23 protein-coding genes are annotated in these 21,533 nt (G+C 70.8%); 6 read left to right on the plus strand and 17 right to left on the minus strand.

The genetic code is table 11. From position 1 onward, the window contains the following. Nucleotides 1–3: 3 nt before the first annotated feature. The 7 genes from ABZU25_RS20095 to ABZU25_RS20125 all read right to left on the minus strand — a co-directional run bounded on the left by ABZU25_RS20095 (nucleotide 4) and on the right by ABZU25_RS20125 (nucleotide 7,167). On the minus strand, nucleotides 4–834 hold the full coding sequence (locus tag ABZU25_RS20095; protein ID WP_355030865.1) for a carbohydrate ABC transporter permease: 831 nt from the start codon (nucleotides 832–834) through the stop codon (nucleotides 4–6). Beyond that, complete coding sequence (locus ABZU25_RS20100; protein ID WP_355030866.1) at nucleotides 831–1,817, minus strand: sugar ABC transporter permease; 987 nt, start codon at nucleotides 1,815–1,817, stop codon at nucleotides 831–833. The genes ABZU25_RS20095 and ABZU25_RS20100 overlap by 4 nt, the downstream gene beginning before the upstream one ends. Beyond that, nucleotides 1,814–3,100 (minus strand): sugar ABC transporter substrate-binding protein, encoded by a 1,287-nt coding sequence (locus ABZU25_RS20105; protein WP_355030867.1) that lies wholly within the window; start codon nucleotides 3,098–3,100, stop codon nucleotides 1,814–1,816. The genes ABZU25_RS20100 and ABZU25_RS20105 overlap by 4 nt, the downstream gene beginning before the upstream one ends. Nucleotides 3,101–3,347: 247 nt before the next feature. Continuing rightward, entirely contained in the window at nucleotides 3,348–3,632 is a 285-nt protein-coding gene (locus ABZU25_RS20110) for a GlsB/YeaQ/YmgE family stress response membrane protein (protein WP_355030868.1), read from the minus strand. 328 nt (nucleotides 3,633–3,960) lie between these two features. Continuing rightward, entirely contained in the window at nucleotides 3,961–4,245 is a 285-nt protein-coding gene (locus ABZU25_RS20115; protein WP_355030869.1) for a GlsB/YeaQ/YmgE family stress response membrane protein, read from the minus strand. Between the two features lie 393 nt (nucleotides 4,246–4,638). Next, complete coding sequence (gene lepA / locus ABZU25_RS20120; RefSeq protein ID WP_355030870.1) at nucleotides 4,639–6,516, minus strand: translation elongation factor 4; 1,878 nt, start codon at nucleotides 6,514–6,516, stop codon at nucleotides 4,639–4,641. A 114-nt stretch (nucleotides 6,517–6,630) separates the two neighbouring features. Then, nucleotides 6,631–7,167, minus strand: coding sequence for a DUF4240 domain-containing protein (locus ABZU25_RS20125; RefSeq protein ID WP_355030871.1), 537 nt, complete (start codon nucleotides 7,165–7,167; stop codon nucleotides 6,631–6,633). A 61-nt stretch (nucleotides 7,168–7,228) separates the two neighbouring features. Here ABZU25_RS20125 and ABZU25_RS20130 point away from each other — a divergent pair, with 61 nt between their 5' ends. Together ABZU25_RS20130 and rpsT are read left to right on the plus strand one after the other, a co-directional pair. After that, complete coding sequence (locus ABZU25_RS20130; RefSeq protein WP_355030872.1) at nucleotides 7,229–8,215, plus strand: phosphotransferase; 987 nt, start codon at nucleotides 7,229–7,231, stop codon at nucleotides 8,213–8,215. A 300-nt stretch (nucleotides 8,216–8,515) separates the two neighbouring features. Continuing rightward, a complete protein-coding gene (rpsT, locus tag ABZU25_RS20135; protein WP_355030873.1) occupies nucleotides 8,516–8,782 on the plus strand; it encodes a 30S ribosomal protein S20 in 267 nt (88 codons plus the stop codon). 132 nt (nucleotides 8,783–8,914) lie between these two features. Here rpsT and ABZU25_RS20140 read toward each other — a convergent pair whose 3' ends face one another. The 4 genes from ABZU25_RS20140 to ABZU25_RS20155 all read right to left on the minus strand — a co-directional run bounded on the left by ABZU25_RS20140 (nucleotide 8,915) and on the right by ABZU25_RS20155 (nucleotide 13,748). Next, nucleotides 8,915–9,337, minus strand: coding sequence for a hypothetical protein (locus tag ABZU25_RS20140; protein WP_355030874.1), 423 nt, complete (start codon nucleotides 9,335–9,337; stop codon nucleotides 8,915–8,917). Then, entirely contained in the window at nucleotides 9,334–10,314 is a 981-nt protein-coding gene (gene holA, locus ABZU25_RS20145) for a DNA polymerase III subunit delta (RefSeq protein ID WP_355030922.1), read from the minus strand. The genes ABZU25_RS20140 and holA overlap by 4 nt, the downstream gene beginning before the upstream one ends. 198 nt (nucleotides 10,315–10,512) lie before the next feature. Then, nucleotides 10,513–12,936, minus strand: coding sequence for a ComEC/Rec2 family competence protein (locus tag ABZU25_RS20150; RefSeq protein WP_355030875.1), 2,424 nt, complete (start codon nucleotides 12,934–12,936; stop codon nucleotides 10,513–10,515). Beyond that, nucleotides 12,933–13,748: a ComEA family DNA-binding protein gene (locus ABZU25_RS20155; protein WP_355030876.1), complete on the minus strand. Its 816-nt coding sequence runs from the start codon at nucleotides 13,746–13,748 to the stop codon at nucleotides 12,933–12,935. Before ABZU25_RS20155 ends, ABZU25_RS20150 begins: the two co-directional genes overlap by 4 nt. 292 nt (nucleotides 13,749–14,040) lie before the next feature. On the opposite strand from ABZU25_RS20155, the gene ABZU25_RS20160 reads away from it, so the two are divergent. Next, complete coding sequence (locus tag ABZU25_RS20160) at nucleotides 14,041–14,421, plus strand: integrase (RefSeq protein ID WP_355030877.1); 381 nt, start codon at nucleotides 14,041–14,043, stop codon at nucleotides 14,419–14,421. Nucleotides 14,422–14,981: 560 nt separating this feature from the next. Here ABZU25_RS20160 and ABZU25_RS20165 read toward each other — a convergent pair. After that, on the minus strand, nucleotides 14,982–15,356 hold the full coding sequence (locus ABZU25_RS20165; RefSeq protein ID WP_355030878.1) for a VOC family protein: 375 nt from the start codon (nucleotides 15,354–15,356) through the stop codon (nucleotides 14,982–14,984). 260 nt (nucleotides 15,357–15,616) lie between these two features. Here ABZU25_RS20165 and ABZU25_RS20170 point away from each other — a divergent pair, with 260 nt between their 5' ends. Further along, nucleotides 15,617–15,838, plus strand: coding sequence for a GntR family transcriptional regulator (locus tag ABZU25_RS20170; protein WP_355030879.1), 222 nt, complete (start codon nucleotides 15,617–15,619; stop codon nucleotides 15,836–15,838). 19 nt (nucleotides 15,839–15,857) lie between these two features. Here ABZU25_RS20170 and ABZU25_RS20175 read toward each other — a convergent pair whose 3' ends face one another. The 5 genes from ABZU25_RS20175 to nadD all read right to left on the minus strand — a co-directional run bounded on the left by ABZU25_RS20175 (nucleotide 15,858) and on the right by nadD (nucleotide 19,308). Beyond that, entirely contained in the window at nucleotides 15,858–16,613 is a 756-nt protein-coding gene (locus ABZU25_RS20175; RefSeq protein ID WP_355030880.1) for an SDR family oxidoreductase, read from the minus strand. A gap of 21 nt (nucleotides 16,614–16,634) precedes the next feature. Continuing rightward, complete coding sequence (locus ABZU25_RS20180; RefSeq protein WP_355030881.1) at nucleotides 16,635–17,489, minus strand: DegV family protein; 855 nt, start codon at nucleotides 17,487–17,489, stop codon at nucleotides 16,635–16,637. A 48-nt stretch (nucleotides 17,490–17,537) separates the two neighbouring features. Next, nucleotides 17,538–18,197, minus strand: a complete 660-nt coding sequence (locus tag ABZU25_RS20185) for a histidine phosphatase family protein (RefSeq protein WP_355030882.1) — start codon at nucleotides 18,195–18,197, stop codon at nucleotides 17,538–17,540. Then, the gene (rsfS, locus tag ABZU25_RS20190; RefSeq protein ID WP_355030883.1) at nucleotides 18,194–18,601 is read right to left on the minus strand and encodes a ribosome silencing factor; all 408 of its coding nucleotides are present in this window, start codon (nucleotides 18,599–18,601) and stop codon (nucleotides 18,194–18,196) included. The genes ABZU25_RS20185 and rsfS overlap by 4 nt, the downstream gene beginning before the upstream one ends. Nucleotides 18,602–18,711: 110 nt before the next feature. Next, nucleotides 18,712–19,308, minus strand: coding sequence for a nicotinate-nucleotide adenylyltransferase (nadD, locus tag ABZU25_RS20195; protein ID WP_124817466.1), 597 nt, complete (start codon nucleotides 19,306–19,308; stop codon nucleotides 18,712–18,714). A gap of 185 nt (nucleotides 19,309–19,493) precedes the next feature. Between nadD and ABZU25_RS20200 the strand changes: the two genes are divergently transcribed. Both ABZU25_RS20200 and ABZU25_RS20205 read left to right on the plus strand, forming a co-directional pair. After that, nucleotides 19,494–20,156, plus strand: coding sequence for a PadR family transcriptional regulator (locus ABZU25_RS20200; protein WP_355030884.1), 663 nt, complete (start codon nucleotides 19,494–19,496; stop codon nucleotides 20,154–20,156). A 160-nt stretch (nucleotides 20,157–20,316) separates the two neighbouring features. After that, the gene (locus tag ABZU25_RS20205) at nucleotides 20,317–21,531 is read left to right on the plus strand and encodes an FAD-dependent monooxygenase (protein ID WP_355030885.1); all 1,215 of its coding nucleotides are present in this window, start codon (nucleotides 20,317–20,319) and stop codon (nucleotides 21,529–21,531) included. The last annotated feature ends 2 nt before the right edge of the window (nucleotides 21,532–21,533 follow it).

The raw sequence follows: 21,533 nt of genomic DNA on the forward strand, positions 1-21,533 counted from the left end.
CTGTCAGCCCTTGACGGCGCCGGCCACCAGACCGGAGACCATCCGCCGCTGCACCAGCAGGAAGAAGATGATGACCGGCAGGGTGAACAGGGTGGACGCGGCCATCACCGGCCCCCAGTTGGTGTCGTCCCGGCCGAAGAAGAACGTCATCGCCACCGGCAGCGTGTAGCTCCCCTGGTCGTTGATGAACGTCAACGCGAAGATCAGCTCGTTCCACGCCGTGATGAAGGAGAAGATGCTGGTGGCCACCAGGCCGGGCGCGACAAGCGGAAACAGGACCCGGCGGAAGATCTGGGCCCGGCTGGCGCCGTCGATGGCCGCCGCCTCCTCCAATTCCTTTGGCACCGCGGCGACGAAGCCGCGCAGCATCCAGACCGCGAACGGCAGCGAGAAACCGAGGTACGTGAGGATCAGGCTGGGCAGGGTGTTGTAGAGCCCCAGCCGTTGGATCATCAGGAAGAGTGGGATGACCAACGCCTCCAGCGGGATCATCTGCACCACCAGCAGCATGATCAGGAAGCTGGTCCGCAGCTTGAAGCGGAACCGCGCCACAGCGGTCGCGGCCAGCAACGCGACCAGGCCACTGAGCACCACTGTGGAGACCGCGACCAGCGCGCTGTTGAGGAAGAAGTCGAAGAAGCTCACGCCGGGGATCAGGTTGCCGGTCAGGATCTCCCGGTAGTGCGCCAGCGTCGGGTGGGTCGGCACCGGCTGCGGGGTGGCCGAGAAGATCTCGTTGCTCGGCTTCAGCGAGGTCGAGATCATCCAGTAGACCGGGAACGCCGCGAAGAGCGCGACCAGCAGCCCGGCGGCGTTGAGGGCGACCTTCTTCACGACTCGTCCTCCTGCCTGAGCACCATCCGTACGTAGAAGCCGGTCACCACGAGCAGGATCAGCGTGAGGATCACCGCGATGGCCGCGCCGAGTCCGTACTTCGGCGGTGGCGAGAAAGCTTCGGCGTACGAGTAGATGGCGAGCATGAACGTCGGCCGGTCCTGGGTGCCGCCGGCCAGCACGAACTGCTGGGTGAAGACCTTGAAGTCCCAGATGGTGGAGAGCACGATCAGGATCCCGAAGACCGGGCGCAGCAGCGGGAAGGTGATCTTCCAGAAGACCCGCCACGGGCTGGCGCCGTCCACCCGGGCCGCCTCGTGCAGTTCGCTCGGCACACTCTTGAGACCGGCGAGCACGCTCACCGCGATGAACGGGAACGAGTGCCAGACCACCACCAGGGTGAGGATGGCGAAGAAGAGCAGCGGCGAGTTGAACCAGCCGTAGCCGGTCCAGTCGCTACGACCGAACAGGCTGTTGGAGAGCCCGTCCGGCAGCGCGTTGAACAACCACGTGACGAGGCCGCTCGTGTCGTCGAAGATCCACTTCCACACGATGGTGCCGGTCAGCGCCGGCGTGGCCCAGGCGAGCATCACGCAACTGGCCACAAAGGTCGCCATCTTGCGGCCGAGCCGGTTGAGCAGTAGCCCAACCAGCGTGCCGAGGACCATCGTGAGCAGCACGTTGGCGGCAGCGAACAGGACCGTGTTGCGCAGCACGGTCAGGAAGAACGGATCGGAGAGGATGTCGGCGTAGTTGCCCAGCCCCACCCACGGCCACTCCCGGTCGCCGCGCAACTGCCGGACGCTGTTGAGCCGGTAGAAGGACATCACCACCACCTGGCCGAGCGGCCAGAGCAGCAGCACCCCGATGATCGCCAGCGCGGGCAGGAGCAGCAGGTAGGGCAGGCGGTCCACCCGGCGACGCCGCCGCGCGGGGGTCTCCCGCGCGGCGGCCGTCTCCGGTGTCTCGGTCAGCGTGGTCACTTGGAGTTGAGAATGCTTTCCATCTCACCGGCCGCGTCGGCGGTAGCCTTCTCGACCGTCTTCTGACCCTTCATGACCGAGCTGTTCATCGCCTGGGTCACCGTCTTCGTCCGGCTGACCTCCACCCACTTCGGGGTGAGCGGCGTGAGCTTGGTGTTCTGCATGGTGGTGGCGAACGCCGCCATCACCTTGTCGTTGGCGTACGTGTCACCGGCGACCAGATCCTGGTAGACCGGGAAGAAGCCGAGGCTGCTCGCGAAGCTCTGCGCGTTCTTCTTGTTCAGCAGCACGGTCAGGTAGTCCCAGGCCAGGTCCTGGCGCTCGCTGTCCTTCCAGATCGCCACGTCCGAGCCGCCCGCGAACCCGGGTGCCGCCTTGCCGTCCGGGCCGGGGATCGGGAACGTACCCCAGACCTTCTCGATCTCGGGGTTGTCCTTCTTGATGGCGGCCTGCTGCCAACTGCCGGCGAACGCCATCGCGGCCTTGCCGGTGGCGAACTGCGTGCGCGCGTCGATCTCGTTCCAGCCCGCCGCGGCCGGCGGGGCCACCTTGTGCACGGTCACCAGGTCGGTCCAGAACTTGACGGCGCGCTGCGCCTCCGGCGTGGTGTAGCCGGACTTCCAGGTGCCGCCCTGGTTGCTGGCGATCTCGCCGCCGGCACCCCAGAGGAAGGAGTAGAACGGCAGCTCGGAGTTGCCCGGCAGGGCGATGCCGTAGGTGCCCTTTTTCTTCGCCTGCACGGCCTTGGCCACGGTGACCAGGTCGTCCCAGGTCTTCGGGGGCTGTACGCCGGCCTCGGCGAACCAGTCGGTGCGGTAGTAGATCGCGCGCACACCCGCGTACCAGGGCACGCCGTACTGCTTGCCGTCGAGCTGGGCGTTGCGCACCAGGTCGGGCAGCAGGTCCTTGCCGTCGGCCCAGCCGCCCATCCGACCGCTGACGTCGGCGAGCGCCTCCTGGGCAGCCCAGCCCTGAGTCTCGGTGTTGCCCAACTCGGTGATGTCCGGCCCCTCACCCCCGGCGAGCGCGGCCTGGAACTTCTTGGGCGCCTCGAGCCAGGGAATGTACTGCACCACCACGTCGGTGTCGGGGTGCTTCTGGCGGAACTCGGTCTCGACGGTGTCGAGGAAGGCGTTCTGCGCGTCGCCGCCCTCGCCCATCATCCAGACCGTGAGCTTGCTGTCGTCGGCCGCGTCCTCACCGGAACCACCGCAGCCGGTCAGCACCATCGCGGCCGAGGCCACCATGGCGGTGACCGGGGCCAACCGCTTCCACCTGTTCACGCCACTTCTCCCCTCGCGCCGCCTGGAACTAACCTTCTCCGCCGCACCCTAGTACGAAGAATTCCTTTACGACAGTGGGCGGGCCGGCCGAAGCGTCGCGACCGTACCGCAGCGGCCCGACGACTGACGCTCTGACATCGGGGCGAACCCGGGCACACGGCACGAAAAAGCGCCCGGCTCTCGGCCGGGCGCTTTTTCGGTCGTGCTGTCCTACGGTGCTGTTGCCTCGCCAGGTGATGCCAGGTCGTTATCGGGTCACTCGGCGGCGGCCACCCACGCCGGCCACCAGCGCGACAGCGATCGCGGCAACCACGACCTGGACCAGCAGCTCGGCCCAGTCGATGCCGCTCGTCTCGGTCGCGATGCCGACGGCCCGCGCCAGCACCGTGCCCAGCAGGGCCGCGCCGATACCGATCAGCAGGTGCAACCAGATCGGCATGTTCTGCCGGCCCGGGACGACCAGGCGGCCGAGCGCGCCGACGATGAGACCAACAACGATCGCAGTGATGATGCCCCACACGGTGAGCTCCACGGCCACCCTCCTTCGAAGAATGTCTGACACACGGTTCGTGTGCTTCCTGTCGTGACCGTTAATTGCCCGACCCACCCAAATTCCAAACCGACTCCGGCCACCAAACGATCACGTCTTTGTCGACACCAGCACGTTCCACCGACCGCCGCTCACCGGAACCACCGCCACGGGCCGCCAGCCCGCCGCGACATCACCTGCCGGAGCGCCGAGAACGCCCGGCTGGCGCAGCGATTGGCCGCTGCGGCTGCGGAAACGCCGATGGGCGCCCGGCCTGTCGGCCGGGCGCCCATCGACTGTGTGGCGGTGGTACGAGAATTGGTGCTCGGTGTTACCGGGTCACTCGGCGGCGGCCACCCACACCAGCCACCAGCGCGACAGCGATCGCGGCAACCACGACCTGGACCAGCAGCTCGCCCCAGTCGATGCCGCTCGTCTCGGTCGCGATGCCGACGGCCCGCGCCAGCACCGTGCCCAGCAGGGCCGCGCCGATACCGATCAGCAGGTGCAACCAGATCGGCATGTTCTGCCGGCCCGGGACGACCAGGCGGCCGAGCGCGCCGACGATGAGACCAACAACGATCGCAGTGATGATGCCCCACACGGTGAACTCCACGGTCGCCCTCCTTCAAAGAATGTTCGACACACGATGTGTGCTTCCTGTCGTGACCGCTAAGTGCCCGACCCGCCGAAATCCCAAACCGACTCACCGTGGATGACAACGCCAGACGTCAATGCCCGACGGGTGCGTCGGTTGGCGCGGAAGCGCGTCCACACAGGTAGGAGCCCATGTCGTCGACCCGACCGCCCCGCAACAGTCCCAGAAAAATTTTCCGGCCAGGTGGATCACACCTCCACACCCCGCACCCAACAGACCGGGAGGATCAGGGCAAGGTGCGCCAGGGCAGAGGCAACTTCGGGGAAAGTGCTGCCTCAACACAACTCCAGGCAGCACTTTCCCCGAAGTTGCGCGGATCTTGGCCACGCCCGGCGGTGTCGAACGTCGGAACTACTTCTTCCCGGCAGCCTTGCCGTCGCCGGAGTCGGAGGAGAGGGCGGCGATGAAGGCCTCCTGCGGCACCTCGACGCGGCCGACCATCTTCATCCGCTTCTTGCCTTCCTTCTGCTTCTCCAGCAGCTTGCGCTTACGGCTGATGTCACCGCCGTAGCACTTGGCGAGCACGTCCTTGCGGATCGCCCGAATGGTCTCCCGGGCGATCACCCGACTGCCGATGGCCGCCTGGATGGGCACCTCGAACTGCTGGCGGGGGATCAGGGTACGCAGCTTGGCGGCGATGGTGACGCCGTAGTTGTACGCCTTGTCCTTGTGCACGATGGCGCTGAACGCGTCCACCGGCTCGCCGTGCAGCAGGATGTCCACCTTCACCAGCTCGGAGGCCTGCTCGGTGGTGGGCTCGTAGTCGAGTGACGCGTAGCCCTTGGTGCGGCTCTTCAACTGGTCGAAGAAGTCGTAGATGATCTCCGCCAGGGGCAGCGTGTAGCGCAGCTCCACCCGGTCGGCGGAGAGGTAGTCCATGCCCAGCAGGGTGCCGCGCCGGCCCTGGCAGAGCTCCATCACCGCGCCCACGTAGTCGTTGGGCGTCAGCACGGTGGCGCGCACGACCGGCTCGTACACCTCGGCGATCTTGCCGGTGGGGTACTCGCTCGGGTTGGTCACGACGATCTCCTCGCCGTCGTCCGTGATCGCCCGGTAGACGACGTTCGGCGCGGTGGAGATGAGGTCGAGGTTGTACTCGCGTTCCAGCCGCTCCCGGATGATCTCCAGGTGGAGCAGGCCGAGGAAGCCGCAGCGGAAGCCGAACCCGAGCGCGCCGGAGGTCTCCGGCTCGTAGTCCAGGGCGGCGTCGTTGAGCTTGAGCTTGTCCAGTGCCTCACGCAGGTTGGGGTAGTCGGACCCGTCGATCGGGTAGAGGCCCGAGTAGACCATCGGCTTCGGGTCCTTGTAGCCACCCAACGCCTTGGCTGCCGGCCGGCTGTTGATGGTGACCGTGTCACCGACCCGGGACTGCCGGACGTCCTTCACACCGGTGATCAGGTAGCCGACCTCGCCGACACCGAGCGCCTCGGCCTTCACCATCTCGGGCGAGATGACGCCGATCTCCAGCAACTCGTGCACGGCGCCGGTGGACATCATCTTGATCCGGTCCCGGGCGCTGATCCGGCCGTCGATGACCCGGACGTACGTGACGACGCCGCGGTAGACGTCGTACACCGAATCGAAGATCATCGCCCGGGCGGGCGCCTCGGCGTCACCGACCGGCGGGATGAACTGCCGGACGATCTCGTCGAGCAGGTACGGGACGCCCTCGCCGGTCTTGCCGGAGACCCGGATGCAGTCGGCGGGGTCGCCGCCGATCAGGTGGGCCAGCTCCTCGGCGTACTTCTCCGGCTGGGCGGCCGGCAGGTCGATCTTGTTGAGCACCGGGATGATGCGCAGGTCGTTCTCGAGCGCCAGGTAGAGGTTGGCCAGGGTCTGCGCCTCGATGCCCTGCGCGGCGTCGACAAGCAGCACGGCGCCCTCGCAGGCAGCCAGCGACCGGGACACCTCGTAGGTGAAGTCGACGTGCCCCGGGGTGTCGATCATGTTGAGCACCGCGTGCTCGCCGGCCCGCTCACCGTCGCGGATGGTCCACGGCATGCGGACGGCCTGGCTCTTGATGGTGATGCCGCGCTCGCGCTCGATGTCCATCCGGTCCAGGTACTGGGCGCGCATCTGCCGGGGGTCGACCACACCGGTGAGCTGCAGCATCCGGTCGGCCAGGGTCGACTTCCCGTGGTCGATGTGGGCGATGATGCCGAAGTTCCGGATGCGACCGGGGTCGGTGGAACCAGGAGCATTCGCGCCGGGATCGAGCTTCGGTGGCACAGCGGTCCGTTCTGGTCGGCTGACGTGAACAGGCCGGCGCGCCGCCGACCCCCTCTATGTTCCCACGCCGCCGGGGTGCGCCCGCTGCGCGGGCGACGGATCGGCCCGCGGCCCTCACTCCAGCGGCGGCTCGACGAAGAGCGCGGCCAGTCGGGGCAACCGCCGACGCGCCTCCTCCTCGTCGTCGAAGTCCCAGAAGTCGTTGAGGTCCGGCGTCCGCACCGGCTCGCGGTCCGCCGGCAGGTCGGTAGCGGTGGCCTTCCGGTACGCGTCCCAGGGCACCGACAGCATCCGCTCGGCGGAGAACTCCTCGCCGCTGAGCGAGGCCGCCCGCACCTGGGGCAGTTCGGCCAGGGAGTCCGGTTCGGCGACCGCGCGGGCGAAGACCGCCCGCCCCTGGGCCATCAGCCAGCCCCGGAAGTGCTCGAAGCCGTCGGCCGAGGCGCCACCGTTGATCAGGTACGCCGCACCCCACAGGTCCGCCTTGTGCGAGGCGGCCAGCACCCGCGTCTGGTGCCGGGCGTACCCGACGATGTCCTCCGGGTCGCGCTCGGCGAGCAGCGCGACGGCCCGCGCGGCGACCGGCCCGGGTTCTCCCCCACCGCCGGCCCGAGCCTCGTCGATCAGCTGCCAGAAGTCCTCGGTCCTCATGGCTTGGCAGTCTGGCAGTGTCGCAGTGCGGCGCGCACGTACCCCGGGGCAGCATGGTGTGGTGTCCCCTCCCCCGCTGCCGCCGGTGCCCTACCACGCGAGCGCCCTGCGCCCGTCGTGGCCGACGCTGCCGGCGGCGCTGCGGGCCGCGGTCACCGACCGGCTCGGCGCGCCGGTGGTCACCGCCCGGGTCGCGGGCGCGGGCTTCACCCGCGGCTTCGCCGCAGTGCTGGACACCGCCGACGGTGGCCGGGCCTTCGTGAAGGCGGCGCCCGCCGCCGAGCAACCGCATCTGGTCGACTGGTACGCCCGGGAGGCCGCGATCCTCGACCGGCTGCCGGCCGGCCTGCCGGCGCCCCGCCCCCGGTGGACCCTGTACGAAGCTGGCTGGTTCGCGCTCTGCACCGACGCCGTCGACGGCCACACCCCGCGCCTGCCCTGGGTGCCCGCCGAGTTGGACGCGACCCTCGCCGGGTACGCGGAGGTCGCCACCGCCCTGGCCGACCCGCCGGCCGAGTTGGCCGCGCTCGGCCTGCCGCAGCTGGCCGACCTGGCCCGCTCGGACATCCTCTGGTGGGAGGAGGTCGCCGCCGGGCGCGAGCCGGCCCCACCACTGCCCGCTCCGGCGCGGGGCCGCCTGGCCGAGCTGGTGGCGCTGGAGTCCCACCTCCCCCGGTACGCCGCCGGGGCGACCGGCCTGATCCACGGCGACCTGCGGGTCGACAACGTGTTGATCGACGCGGACGGCCGAGCCTGGTTCTGCGACTGGACCTGGGTGTGCTCCGGGCCGGCCTGGTTCGACCTGGCCGGTCTGCTGCTCACCGCGTACGCCAGCGGCCTGGACGCGGACCGGCTCTTCGCCGTGCACCCGGCGACGGCGGGCGCGCCCCCGGACGCGCTGGACGCGACCCTGGCCGCACTGGCCGGCTACTACCTCACCGGCGCCGCGGCGGCTCCCCCGACCGCCTCGCCGCACCTGCCCGCCCACCAGCGGTGGAGCGGTGAGCAGTCGCTCGACTGGCTGGCTCACCGCCAGGGCTGGCGGTAACGGCGGCCCTGGCCCGGCGGCCCTGGCCCGGCGGCCCTGGCCCGGCGGCGCTGCGGCCCTTCTCGTGATCAACTCGGGTTCGCTGATACTGGGGTGTCACCTCGCTGGGGATGCCCCGTTTTCGGTGAAGCCGAGTGGATCAGGCAGCGGGCCGCGACCCGTGGCGCACCCCGTTTGGCCGAGCCGTTTTGGCTCGTCCCGGGCGACCTGGTAACCTGGCTCTTCGCGCAGCGATGACGCATGTTCGTCATCTCGCGCGCAGAAGCTGACCAACCCGAGCTATCAAGACGAGGCTGTCGCGTGGCGAACATCAAGTCCCAGATCAAGCGCAACCGGCAGAACGAGAAGGCCCGGCTGCGCAACAAGTCGGTCAAGTCGTCGCTGAAGACCGCCGTCCGGAAGTTCCACGAGGCTGCCGAGGCCGGTGACGTCGATAAGGCCACCGCGCTCATGCTGGACGCCTCTCGCAAGCTGGACAAGGCCGTCAGCAAGGGCGTGATCCACTCCAACCAGGCCGCGAACCGCAAGTCCGCGATCGCGAAGCGCGTGGTTGCTCTCTCCGTCTGACGACTTCACCGTCAGACTGATTCGGAAAGCCCCGGGCCTCGGTCCGGGGCTTCCGTGTGTCCGCAGACCGGCATTGTGTCCGCAGACCAGCCGCTCAATTCCGACGGGTCGGATCGATCTGACGGGTCGGGCTCAGCGTGACGGGTCGGCGCGACGGGTGGGCGGCGCCGGATCGGCGGTGATCACCACGCCGCTGACGCTGTGCGAGATCCACTCCACTTGGGCTCGGCCGACCACCGGCTCCATCTGCCGGCGAAACCGATCCCGTTCCTGCTCGGGCACGAGCGCGGCGGAACGGACCACGATCGCGGCCACCATGTCGTTGAGCTTGACCATCGCCGCCACCACGGCGGGCAGCACCAGTACCGCCCACCAGGTGACCAACTCGGCGAGGGCGAGCAGCACGGCCAGCGCGATGGTGCCCTCGAAGAAGAGGAAGCACAGCACGCCGCCGGGGTTGACGAACCGCAGGCCGAGGAGTCGCGCGTAGAGCGGCCGATAGCGCTCCTCGTCGACGGCGACAGTGGCCCACGCCGGGCGGTTCGTCCCCGTCACCTGGTGCCGCCGTGCCGGGCTGCCGCAACCGAGAAGACCGCGCGCTCCAGGGCGTACGCCCGGTCGTCGGAGCCGCCCTTGACGGCGGCGTTGCACTCGGCGGCGACCTGCATGGCCCGGACCAGGCCCTCCGGCGTCCAGCCGCGCCCCTGCCGCTGCGCCCGCTCGATCTTCCAGGCGGGCATGCCGAGGCTGCTGGCGAGCTGGTACGGGTTGCCCCGCCCGGCCGACGCCACCCGGGCCACCGTGCGTACCCCGTCGGCGAGGGCGTCGGCGATGGGCACCGGGTCGACCCCGACGTGCAGGGCCCAACGCAGCGCCTCCAGCGCTGCCGGCACATCACCGACCATGGTGGCGTCCGCCACCGTGAAGCCGGTCACCTCGACCCGACCCCGGTAGTAGCGGCTCACCGTGTCGGCGCTGATCCGCCCGTCGGTGTCGGCGATCAGTTGGGAACAGGCGGCAGCCAGCTCGCGCATGTCGTTGCCGACCGCCGCGATGAGCGCTTCGGCGGCGTCGTCGGTGCACTTTCCGCCGGCCCGGCGGATCTCGTCACGGACGAAGGCCACCCGGTCGCGGTGCCCCTTGAGCTTGGCCGCCGGGACGACCGTCGCGCCGGCCGCCCGCAGCCCGTCGGCGAACGCCTTGCCCTTGGCGGCACCCAGGTGCAGCACGAGCAGCTGGACGTCCGGGTCGGGATTCTTCGCGTACGCCAGCAGCGCCGCGACCAGGTCCTTGCGGGCGTCCTGGCCCGAGCGCAGGATCAGCAGCCGCCTCCCGCCGAACAGCGAAGGGCTGAGCATCTCGGCGATCTCGCCGACGGTGAGCACACTGGCCTGGTATTCGCGGACGTCCACCTCGGGGTCGACACTGCGAACCTTCGCGACAGCTTCGGTGACCGCGCGCGTGGCGAGCAACTCCTCGTCACCGAGGACGAGCAGAATGGGGGCGAGGTTGGCGGCGGTCACGCCGCCCATATTCGCACGGCCCACGTCGGGATCGTGCCTGCTCATTCGCTGCTTGGTCGGCGCAGCCCGCACTCAGCGCAAATCCAGACATCTATCTCAATTGCCGCTTAATCTACAATTTGTTTCGCCAGGTTCGGTCGGACGCGCGCTGACCGGCACCCTGCCGGCCGTCTCCACGAAGCCCCGCCCCTGATCCACGCCGTCAGCTCAGGATTGTCGGCCCGGTGGGATGCCTCGTCGGACCACGGCCAGGCCACCACCGGTCCGGATCGCCGCCAGGTCGCCGTCGGTGTCGGTGCGCAGCACCCGGGTGCCGCCCCTGCTCAGCCGGGCGAGCAGCCCCGGGTTCGGATGGCCGTAGGTGTTGCCGCTGCCCACCGGCACGAGCGCGACCGCCGGGCGCACCGCGTCGAGGAAGCTCGGGTCCTGGTACGCCGAACCGTGATGCGCGAGCTTCAACACATCCGCCCGTAACTGGTCGGGCGTCGTCCGCGTCAGCAACGCGTGCTGCTCCTCGGTCTCGGCGTCCCCGGGCAGCAGGATCCGCACTCCGCCCACCGTGGCCCGCAACACCAGTGAGTTGTTGTTCGGGTCGGACCTGGTGCCGGCCAGCGGGTACGGCGGACCGAGCACCAGCAGGTCGACGCCTCCGATCGGGTGGCGCGCGCCGGCCACGGTGGTGAGCAGCGCAGCCCGTCCGGCGGTCGCCGCCGCCCGGACCAGGTCCCGGCCACTCTCCGGATCTGTCGAGGACGGCACCAGCACGGCACCCACCCGTCGTCCCCGGAACACCCCGGCCACTCCAGCCACGTGGTCGGCGTGGAAGTGGCTGATCACCAGCAGCGGCACCTCGCGTACGCCGAGCCGACGCAGGCAACCGTCCACCGCGCTCGGCTCCGGCCCGGCGTCCACCACCACCGCCCGGCCGGCGCCGACCGGCAGCACCAGGGCATCGCCCTGACCCACCGCGCAGGCCACCACCACCCAACCCCTCGGCGGCCAGCCTGACGACGCCAACCGCACCGGAAGGGCGCCCAGGACTGCGGCGACGCCGACCACTGCCACCAGCCGGCGCACGACGGGCCGGCGCACCGCGACCAGCAGGGCGACCGTCAACACGGCCAGCAGTAGTGCCCCCGGCACCCCGCCGGGCCACGGCAGGGTGCCGCCCGGCAGTCGGGTGCCCTGTCGGGCGATGACCACGAGCCACCACGCCGGCCAGCTCGCCAGCCAGGCAAGGAACTCGGCACCGCCCGGCCAGATCGGCGACACCACGGCCGCCAGCACGCCCAGCACTGTCGCTGGCGCGATGGCAGGCACGGCCAGCAGGTTGGCGGGCACCGCCACCAGGCTGACAGTGCCGGAGATGCCGGCGACGACCGGCCCGCACGCCAGTTGCGCGGCCGCCGGGACGGCCAGCGCCTCCGCCAGGCCGGGCGGCACGCCGCGCCTCCGCAGCCCGTCCCGCCAGCGCGGCGCGAGCAGCAACAGACCACCAGTGGCCAGGACGGAGAGCGCGAACCCGGGATCCCCGGCCAACTCGGGGTCGACCAGAATCAGCACGGTGACGGCGGCGGCCAACGCGGGCAGCGCGGCGCGGGGACGACCGGCGGCAAGCGCGGCGAGCCCGATCGCCCCCATCGTCGCGGCCCGTACGACACTCGGCGACGGGCGAACCAGGATGACGAAGCCCACCAGCGCCCCTGCGCAGAGCCCGACGGCGAGCCACGGACCGGCTCGCGACCAGCGAGCCAGCAACAACACCGCGCCAACCACGATCGCCACATTGCTCCCCGACACGGCATTGAGATGTGTCATCCCGGTGGCCTGGAAGTCCTCCTCGACGGCGGGCGGCAGTCGGCTGGTGTCTCCCACGACCAGCCCCGGCAGCAGCCCACCCGGATCGTCGGGCAGCGGCGCGCAGGCCCGTTGCAGACCGGCACGCAGGGTGCCGGCGGCACGCTGCGCCCAGGACGACTCACCGTGCCGCTGCGGCGGGCCGTTGGTGCTGAGCACGGCTGCGGTGAGGTCACCACCGCGTGGAACGTCGAGCCGACCGTCGGCGGTGAGGCGTTGCCCGGGTAGCAGCCCACGCCAGGCCGGGTCGGTGGCCAGGACGAGCAGCCGCACCGACGCGTGGATTCGGCGGCCATCGGGGTCGGTGAGCCGGACCAGTTCGCTCGGCACCAGCAGCATCCCCGTTCGCCCGGCGGAACGGATCGGGCGCGGATCGTCCCGGACCACCACCTCGGCGGTGACCAGAGCGCGCTGCTCGGCCAGGGCACGGATCGGCGGTGTGTCCCGGATGGCGAGCTGAGCTGCGGTGGCCGCCCCCGCGCAGACCACGCCGAGGCCGACCGCGACGGCGATCCAACCGTAGCGGCGCGCAGCGGCCCGAGGACGACCGAGGCGCCCGAGCAGGTGCAGGGCGTTGCACGCGGTCAGGATGGTCATCAATGCGGCCACCAGCAGGAGCGAGCGGGTGCCGAGATGCAGGCCGGCGAGCGCGGTGAGCCAGGCGGCCACGGCCAGCCCGGCGAGCCGCAGATCCGGTGGCGGGGTCTGGTGCTGGGCACCGCTCAAGCCGTCGTCGGGCGGCGACGGGTTGCCGGTGACAGGGCTGCGGTTCATACCGTCACCAGGTCCTTGAGCTGCTCGTACCGGGTGTCGCCGATCCCGTCGACCTGGCGCAGGTCGCCGACGGCCTTGAACCCGCCGTGCTGGTCCCGGTGGTCGAGGATGCGCTGGGCGAGCACCGGCCCGACCCCGGGCAGCGCGTCGAGCTGCGCCAGGGTGGCGGTGTTGAGGTTCAGCGGCCCGGTGGCCGGTGCCGTCCCGCCCGCCGCCGGCCCGCCCGGCACCGGCGGCGGCGTCACCCCGACCACGATCAACTCGCCGTCGGTGACCTTGCGAGCGGGGTTGAGCAGCGCCACGTCGACCCCGGGAAGTGGGCCGCCGGCCGCCTGCACCGCGTCGGCGAGCCGGGACCCGGCCGGCAACCGCACCAACCCGGGCTTGCGGACCTTGCCCGCGACCGCCACCACCAGCTCCCCGGAGCCGGACGCGCTGCGGTCGCTTGCCGGAGTGGTCGCGGTGGCCTCGCTGCCCAGTGGTGCGACCGGCTCGGCGTGCGGCCGGGACCACCAGGCCCATCCGGCGGCGGCCAGCACCACCACCGCCGCGACGACAGCCAGCGCCCGCACACCGCGTCGCCCTGGGTCGAACGCGCCAGGGCCGGACAGCCGCGGGGCCGCCGAGCCTTCCACGGCAAGGGGTACGCCCGCGTCCGGCTCCGCCAACGGCGCCCCGGCCCGGGATGGCAGCACCCCGGCCAGAGGTACGCCCACGAGCGGCACCCCTGCCGGCGGTGATGACACGTCCAGCGGCGCGTCCGTCAGCCGGCGCAGGCGCTGGCGTACCTCGGTCTCCTCGTCGTGCGACACAGGGCGACGCTATGGCGACGGCGGAGGCGGTGGGGTGTGGCGGCGGCGCCCTGTGGATAACCGATGCCACTGTGGACAACGCCCTGATCAAGCACAGATCTGCTAACGGTCTCAGCGGCACCCGGGGCATGGGTAACAAGACCGGAGGTGGTGCCCCGGCGGCGCTGCGCCGCCACCACACCAGGCACAGAAAACGCTGGCGTAGGGCCGGTGGGTCGGCAAAGATCCGACGGCGAAGGGGGGCCTCGTGCGGACTCGACTACGGCGGATACGGATCGACGGGTGCACCTTCGTGTGGCGCGCGGTGATTCACTGCGTGCCGGGCGGCGGCGACTGCCACCGGGGCATCCGCGTTCGCGCCTGGGGCGCCGGCAAGACCAGCCAGAAACTCGAGGTGGATCTGCTGTCGATCACCGGGCCATCGCGGTGGGAGGCGTGTGCGACAGACGACAGCTATCCCACGGCCGTCGACGTGCGGGCAGTCATCAGCTATGCGCTGGAGAACGGTTGGCAGCCAGAGCGGCGAGGCGGAACGTTCGTGCTGTCCGAGCGCGAACATGGTGCCCGGTTCTCGCTGCCGGGTTTCCTGCTGGCTGACCCCGTGCGCACGGCCGAGAGCGCGGACCCCACGGCGCAGGTGACCCGCGCCTACGAGGCTCAGCAGCGAGGCTGACGGCCGGCGGGCTGCGACACAAAGCCTCGAGGGCGCCGACGCGCGGGCTACGCCGTCTCAGTCGGGCATTGCCGCTGCGTGGCTCGCCGCCAGGCTCAGGAGCCGTCGCCGGTCGGTGTCCGGGTCGAACGCGTCCCCGAGTGAGATGTCCCGGCTGGCCCGCGTGACTGGCTGGTCAAGCGAAGTACGTGCTGCTCACCCTTCCGGTAGGGATGCTCGGCCATCTCGATGGCATTTACGAGCTGGCTCGGCAGCACGGACTACGCGGCTACAGCGGGGTGGCCGACGAAGCGTTCTAGACGAGTAATTCCTCACCCTGGCTCGGGCTGTGGCCGGCGGCCTGGCGGTCACCTCGGCGGGGGCGGTTGCAGTAGTGGGCGGTATACCTCAGAGTCATATTCATACCTCTGAGGTATACCGCTCATCAGCACATCGAGATGGCGGGCAGCCACAACGGATGGCGAGCACCCTCCCTGCGTCCGCAGCCCGTCCTGAGTTGGGACTTACTCAACCAGGGTTCCGGCCGTCGGGACGGGTGGTGCCGCCGCCCTCCCCGCTCACTACAGGTACGGCCGAGTGATGATCTCGATCGCGTGACCCGCCGGGTCCATGAAGTAGAAACCCCGTCCACCGTGCTCGGTGTTGGTCTCGCCCTCCCGCTTCAGCTGCGGGTCGGCCCAGTAGGTGATGCCGCGCCCCTCGACAAACGCCAGGCATCGGGCGAACAGCTCGTCGTCGACCAGAAACGCGTAGTGCTGCATCTGGATGTCCACCGGCGGCTCGGCGAACTGGAGCAACACACCCTCGTCCAGCTGGACGTTGACGAACGGCCCCCACGACGGCGTATCCGGCAACTCGAACAGCTCCCGGTAGAACGCCGCCGAGGCGTTCTTGTCCTTGGTGGCGATGATGGTGTGGTTGAACGTGACTGTCATGCGTACCGTCTCTCGGTCGATCCGAAGACCCGACCGGAGGCCCAGAGCCCTCCGCAGCCACAGCGATGACGAAGCCCCGAGGGCACCGACGCCCCCGGACCCCGCACGAGAGACGCGCACATCGCGTCGATCTCGGCGTGGTGGCTGAAGTAGCCAGAACCTCCGGGGGGTAGGCCCATCTGGGGCGCGCACGGAGGCTAACACGAACGGCGTGGGCCGGATCATTCACCGATCTCCGCTGAAGTCCAGGAGAATCGATCATGCCAACGAGACCACCGCACTACCGCCGCGTGGCGGACGACGTCGAGCAGAAGATCCGCTCGGGCGGATACTCGCCGGGCCAACAACTGCCATCGGTGTCCGAGATCGGTGAGCTCTACAACGTGGCACGCTCCACGGCCTACCGAGCCGTCAAGGAGTTGCACGAGCGGAACCTGGTCTACGGTCAGCAGGGGCAGGGCGTCTTCGTCGCCGACAGGTAAAAATCCGAACGGTCCGCCGTCAGCGGGCCTCCGGGTCGAGGCCGAGCACGGCTCGTCCCCCGTCCACCGGCAGGATCACCCCGTTGACGAAGCTCGCCGCAGGTGACAGCAGGTACGCGACGGCCTCGGCCACCTCGTCGACCCGCCCGATGCGGCCCACCGGGTGCAGCCGATTCAGCTCGGCGTCGATCCACTGGGCCTGGGTGGGCTCCTGCGCGGCCAGGAATTCGGTGTGCCGCTCGGTGGCGATCGAGCCGAGCGCTACCGCGTTGGCGCGGATGCCGTGCTTGCCGTACTCGACGGCCAGCGCCCGGGTCAGCCCCTCCACGGCGGCCTTCGCCGTCGCGTACGGCAGGGCACCTGACACGGGCCGGCGGGCCTGGTGCGACGAGACGTTGACGATCGCGCCGCCGGCGGCGCGGGCCAGGAACCGGCGGACGGCCACCGCCGCGCCCACCACGGCCGGGCGCAGGTTCAGCCCGATCAGGTCCAGGACCGTGTCGGCCGACGCGGAGTGCAGCGCGGCGTCGCGGAACACCGCCGCGTTGTTCACCCAGCCGGTCAGGGGCGCCGCGCGTTCGGCCAGGTCGGCGGCGTGCTCGGCCACCCGCTCGTCGGCGGCGTCCCCGAACACCGCGACGAGTCGGTCGGCGGCCGGGTGCCCGGTCAGCCAGTCGGCCGCGTCGGCGTCGCGCTCCAACACGACGACTGTGGCGCCGGTCGCCACCAGGCGTTCCACGACGGCCCGGCCGACACCGCGACCACCGCCGGTCACGACACACGACGTGGGCACCGCTCAGCGCTCCGGTCGGCGGTGGACGACCACGCAGGCCAGCCCGGGGCCGGCATGCGCGCCGACGACCGCGCCCGCCTCGGAGACGTACGTGTCGTGCAGCCGGTCACCGAGGCGTTCGGTCAGCGCGGTCCGCAGCGCCTCGGCCCGTTGCGGCGCGGCCAGGTGATGCACCCCGAGGTCCACGTCGTCGTCCCCGGCCACCTCGACGGCCAGGTCCACGAGCCGGGCCACCCCCCGGCTGGCGGTGCGGACCTTCTCGCGCAGCACGATCGCACCGTCCGGCATGTGCATGATCGGCTTGACGGACAGGGCGGTGCCGAACAGCGCCTCGGCCGCGTTGATCCGGCCGCCTCGGCGGAGAAACTCCAGCGTGTCGACGTAGAAGAAGACGGTGGTGCGGGCGACTGCGGCGAGCGCCGCGTCGCGTACCCCGGCGAGGTCGACGCCGACCTCGGCGGCGGTGGCGGCCGCGATGGCCGGGAAGCCCAGCCCCATGCCGGCGGAGCGGCTGTCCACGACCTCGACCCGGCCGTCCAGGTCGGCCGCGGCCAGGCGGGCGGCCTCCACCGTGCCGGACAGCGCGGCGGAGAGGTGCACCGAGACGATCCCGTCCGCGCCGGCGTCGAGCAGTTGACGGTACGTCCGGGCGAACTGGTCCGGCGCCGGGCGGGAGGTGGTGGCCCGTACCCGCCGGGCGCTCAGCGCCACTGTGGCATCGGCCGGCTGGGTTTCCACCCCCTCCAGCCCCTCCGCGCCGTTGAGCACGACGGTCAACGGGACCACTGTCAGCCGGTGCGCCTGCAACAGCTCGGGCGGAAGATAGGCGGTGGAGTCGATGACGACCGCGACGGGCATGCCCGGCACGCTAGCCGATCGAAGCCCCCAACGCCGAGGCGCGAGCGCTCAGATCGCGTCGACGGCGACCGGAGCGGTGACCAGGCCGACGTTGTGCGCCCGCAACTGCCAGCCACTGACGTCCTGCGCACGCCCGATCGTCGGCGCGCGGTCGTCGTGCCGTAGCTCGCTCCAGTGGCAGTTGGCCAGGGAGCCGATGGTGCGCAGCACGCCGGTGTCCCAGCCGAGCAGGTGACCGATGCCCTGCCGGGAGCCGCCACCGTGGGTGGCGATCACCACAGTGCCGCCCGGTGTGGCGTCGGCTGCTTCCCGCAACGCGGTGCCGACCCGCTCGCCGAGGTCGTGCAGGGGCTCCAGATCCGCGCCCGGATCGGGGTCGCCGGCCCGCCAGCGGGTGTACTCCTCTCCGAAGCGTTCGGCGACCTCGGTGAGGTGCAGGCCCTGCCACTGGCCGAAGTGCCGCTCGCGTAGCCGGGCGTCGGTGCGAACCGGAAGCCCCGTCAACGCGGCGAGCGCGGCGGCGGTCTCCACGGCGCGGCTCAGGTCGCTGGCCACGATGGCGTCGGGCCGCAGCGCCGCGAGCAGCGGCGCGGCGGCGCGGGCCTGGTCGCGACCCAGCTCGTTGAGGGGTACGTCGGTCTGCCCCTGGACGCGGTTGGCGGCGTTCCAGTCGGTGTTGCCGTGCCGCCAGATGATCAGTCGGGTCATTCGGCGGCGGCGGACCCGCTGGCGTCGGCCTCGACCAGGTCGCGATCGACGAACGGGATGGTGGGGCAGTCCTTCCAGAGGCGGTCGAGCCCGTAGAACTCGCGCTCCTCCGTGTGCTGGACGTGCACCACGATGTCGACGTAGTCGAGCAGCACCCAACGGCCACCACGCTCGCCCTCGCGCCGCACCGGCTTGGCCTTGTCCGGCAGCTCCAGCAGGCTCTCCTCGATGGCGTCCACGATGGCCAGCACCTGACGCTCGTTGGGGGCAGCGGCGAGCACGAACGCGTCGGTGATGGCGAGCTGGTCGCCGACGTCGATGATCGCGATGTCCTGCGCCTTCTTGTCGGCGGCGGCCTGGGCGGCCGCCATTGCCAGCTCGTAGGCGCGTTCGGAAACTGTCACCGTTCTCCTTCGATCAAGCGTGCGATCCTCCAAGCGTCTCATACCCGGCGACGCCGCGACCGTGCAGTTCTGGTCGGTTAACTGCACAAACTGGTCGGAATCCGGCGTGGTCAGCGTTGATAGAGGCTCCGCTTGGCGATGTACTGCACCACACCGTCGGGCACCAGATACCAGACCGGCTCGCCTCGGGCCACCCGGGCGCGGCAGTCGGTCGACGAGATGGACATCGCGGGCACCTGGATCAGGCTGACGGTGTCCGCCGGCAGGTGCTTGTCGGTCAGCGGGAAGCCGGGCCGCGTCACCCCGACGAAGTGGGCCAACTCGAAGATCTCGTCCAGATCCTTCCAGGACAGGATGCGCTGCAGGGCGTCCGCGCCGGTGATGAAGAACAGCTGCACCTTGGGGCCGTACTCGGCCTGAAGGTCGCGCAGCGTGTCGACAGTGTAGGTCGGCCCACTGCGGTCGATGTCGACCCGACTGACCTGAAAGCGGGGGTTGGAGGCGGTGGCGATGACCGTCATCAGGTACCGGTCCTCGGCCGGGCTGACCGGTTCGTCGGCCTTCTGCCACGGCTGCCCGGTCGGGACGAAGACGACCTCGTCCAGGCCGAAACGGTCCGCCACCTCACTGGCCGCGACGAGGTGGCCGTGGTGGATCGGGTCGAAGGTGCCACCCATGATCCCGATCCGCCGGATATCTTCCTCCACCCGATGATCGTAGGCCGACCGTCGGGACCGACGACCCCGGCCCGGGTGCGGGCCGCGCCACGTCCCGCCGGGACACCGGGGTCGATCACCGCGCCGGGTCGCGGCGCGCGGGGGTCGCGGTGGGAGCGCTCGCGGGCATATACTCGTAGACGAGTAGTTGTTCGCGAGCGAGCTTGGAGGGCGTTGTGCCGAAGCGGCGGAAGGTCAGCAACCTGCTTGCGTTGGCCGTGCTGTCCGCCCTGGTCCAGCGGCCGATGCACCCGTACGAGATCGCCACCGCACTGCGCGCCTGGGGCAAGGACCAGGACATGCAGTTCAAGTGGGGCTCCTTCTACACGGTCATCCGCAACCTGGACAAACACCACCTGATCGACGCGGTGGAGAGCGTTCGGGAGGGCCGACGCCCGGAACGCACCGTCTACCGGATCACCGACGCGGGGCGCGCCGAGCTTGTCGACTGGGCCCGTGAGCTGGTGTCCACCCCGATGCCGGAGCATCCCCGCTTCCGGGCCGGGTTGTCCGTCCTCGCCGCGCTGCACCCCGACGAGGCCACCGACCTGCTCCGTCAGCGGCTCGACCTGCTGGACGACGCGCTCCGACGGGACCGCGAGACGCTCGACGCCCACCTGCGGGAGATCCCGCGGCTGTTCCTGGTCGAGTCGGAGTACGACCTGGCCCTACGGGCCGCGGAGGCAACCTGGCTGCGTGCCCTGCTCGCCGAGCTGACCTCGGGCAGCTATCCGGGGCTGGACACCTGGCGGGCCTTCCACGAGACCGGCGAGATACCGGCCGAGCTGACCGGGCTGGCCGAGAGGACCAGCACCCCGACCGCGGAGACCACCGACTGACAAACGGCTCCGGCGGGGTGCGCCAACACCCCGCCGGAGCCCTTACCTCGAACCGACACCTGGAAAGGCACCCGGCCCGAAGCGGCAACCAGAGGATAGCCGGGCGCCCTCCCAGGTCGGTTCGCACGCGCACGAACCGACAGCACCCAGGGAGAGACCAATGACCACGGTACGAACCGCGATCGTCATCGGCGGCGGCATCGCCGGACCGGTGACGGCGCTCGCGCTGCGCCGAGCCGGCATCACCGCCACCGTCTACGAGGCGTACCCCGCCACCGCCAGCGGGGTCGACGGCATCGGCGGCACCCTCGCCCTCGCGCCCAACGGCGTGGCGGCCCTGCGCATGGTCGGCGCGGACGAGGCGGTGACGGCGGTCGCCACCCCGATCGAGCGCAGCGCGATGGCCGTGGGCCGTCGCCGCATCGACCTGCCCACGCTGGCCGGAGTGCCGCCGCTGCGGGTGGTGCACCGGGCCGAGCTGCACCGGGTGCTGCACGACCGGGCGGTCGCCGAGGGCCTCCCGTTCGCGTACGGCAAACGGCTCGTCGACGCCGAGCAGACCGACAGCGGCGTGACGGCCCGGTTCGAGGACGGCAGCAGCGCCACCGCCGACATCCTCGTCGGCGCGGACGGCATCCGGTCCACGGTCCGCGGGCTCATCGACCCGGCCGCGCCCGGTCCCCGGTTCACCGGCCTGCTCAGTTTCGAGGCGGTCGCCCGGCATGAGGTGGGCGTCGAGCCGGGCACTATGACGTTCGCGTTCGGGCAACGGGGCTACTACCTGTACTGGCCGGAGCCCGGCGGCGGCACCCGGTGGGGCGCCAACCTGCCGCAGCAGCGGCCGATGAGCCTCGTCGAGGCCCGTGCGGTGCCGGCGCGACAGTGGTTGGAAACGTTGCTGACCAGCTACGGCGACGACGACCCGGGCCGCGAGCTGATGGCGACCAGCGACGCCGACGCACTCCAGGTGGCCGGCTCGTTGCAGATCATGCCGCCCGTGCCGCACTGGCACCGGGGCCGGATGGTGCTTGTCGGCGACGCGGTGCACGCGCCGTCGAACAGCTCCGGGCAGGGTGCGTCGCTGGCCATCGAGAGTGCGGTGCAGCTCGCCCGCTGCCTTCGTGACCTGCCGGACGTGGAGGCGGCGTTCGCCGCGTACGTGCGGCTGCGCCGGGCCAGGGTGGAGAAGATCGCCGCCCGCGCGGCCCGGATCAATCATGCCAAGGCGCCGGGGCCGGTCGCCCGGACGCTGATGCCGCTGCTGATGCCGCTGATGGTGCGCACGGTGCTGGACCCGGAGAAGACCATCGCCCACGAGCAGCGCTACGTCATCGACTGGGACGCCCCGATCACGACGGAGCTCGCGCTGCGTTGAGC

This window comes from Micromonospora sp. NPDC005215 (genome assembly GCF_040607915.1).
In the GTDB taxonomy this organism is placed as follows: domain Bacteria; phylum Actinomycetota; class Actinomycetes; order Mycobacteriales; family Micromonosporaceae; genus Micromonospora.

What these genes read in the sequence shown, in the direction of transcription:
- ABZU25_RS20125 (WP_355030871.1), bottom strand. Translation starts at nt 7,167, where the DNA reads ATGAGGACCGAGGACTTCTGGCAGCTGATCGACGAGGCTCGGGCCGGC.
- holA (WP_355030922.1), bottom strand. Translation starts at nt 10,314, where the DNA reads ATGGGCGGCGTGACCGCCGCCAACCTCGCCCCCATTCTGCTCGTCCTC.
- ABZU25_RS20150 (WP_355030875.1), bottom strand. Translation starts at nt 12,936, where the DNA reads ATGAACCGCAGCCCTGTCACCGGCAACCCGTCGCCGCCCGACGACGGC.
- ABZU25_RS20165 (WP_355030878.1), bottom strand. Translation starts at nt 15,356, where the DNA reads ATGACAGTCACGTTCAACCACACCATCATCGCCACCAAGGACAAGAAC.
- ABZU25_RS20170 (WP_355030879.1), top strand. Translation starts at nt 15,617, where the DNA reads ATGCCAACGAGACCACCGCACTACCGCCGCGTGGCGGACGACGTCGAG.
- ABZU25_RS20180 (WP_355030881.1), bottom strand. Translation starts at nt 17,489, where the DNA reads ATGCCCGTCGCGGTCGTCATCGACTCCACCGCCTATCTTCCGCCCGAG.
- ABZU25_RS20185 (WP_355030882.1), bottom strand. Translation starts at nt 18,197, where the DNA reads ATGACCCGACTGATCATCTGGCGGCACGGCAACACCGACTGGAACGCC.
- ABZU25_RS20205 (WP_355030885.1), top strand. Translation starts at nt 20,317, where the DNA reads ATGACCACGGTACGAACCGCGATCGTCATCGGCGGCGGCATCGCCGGA.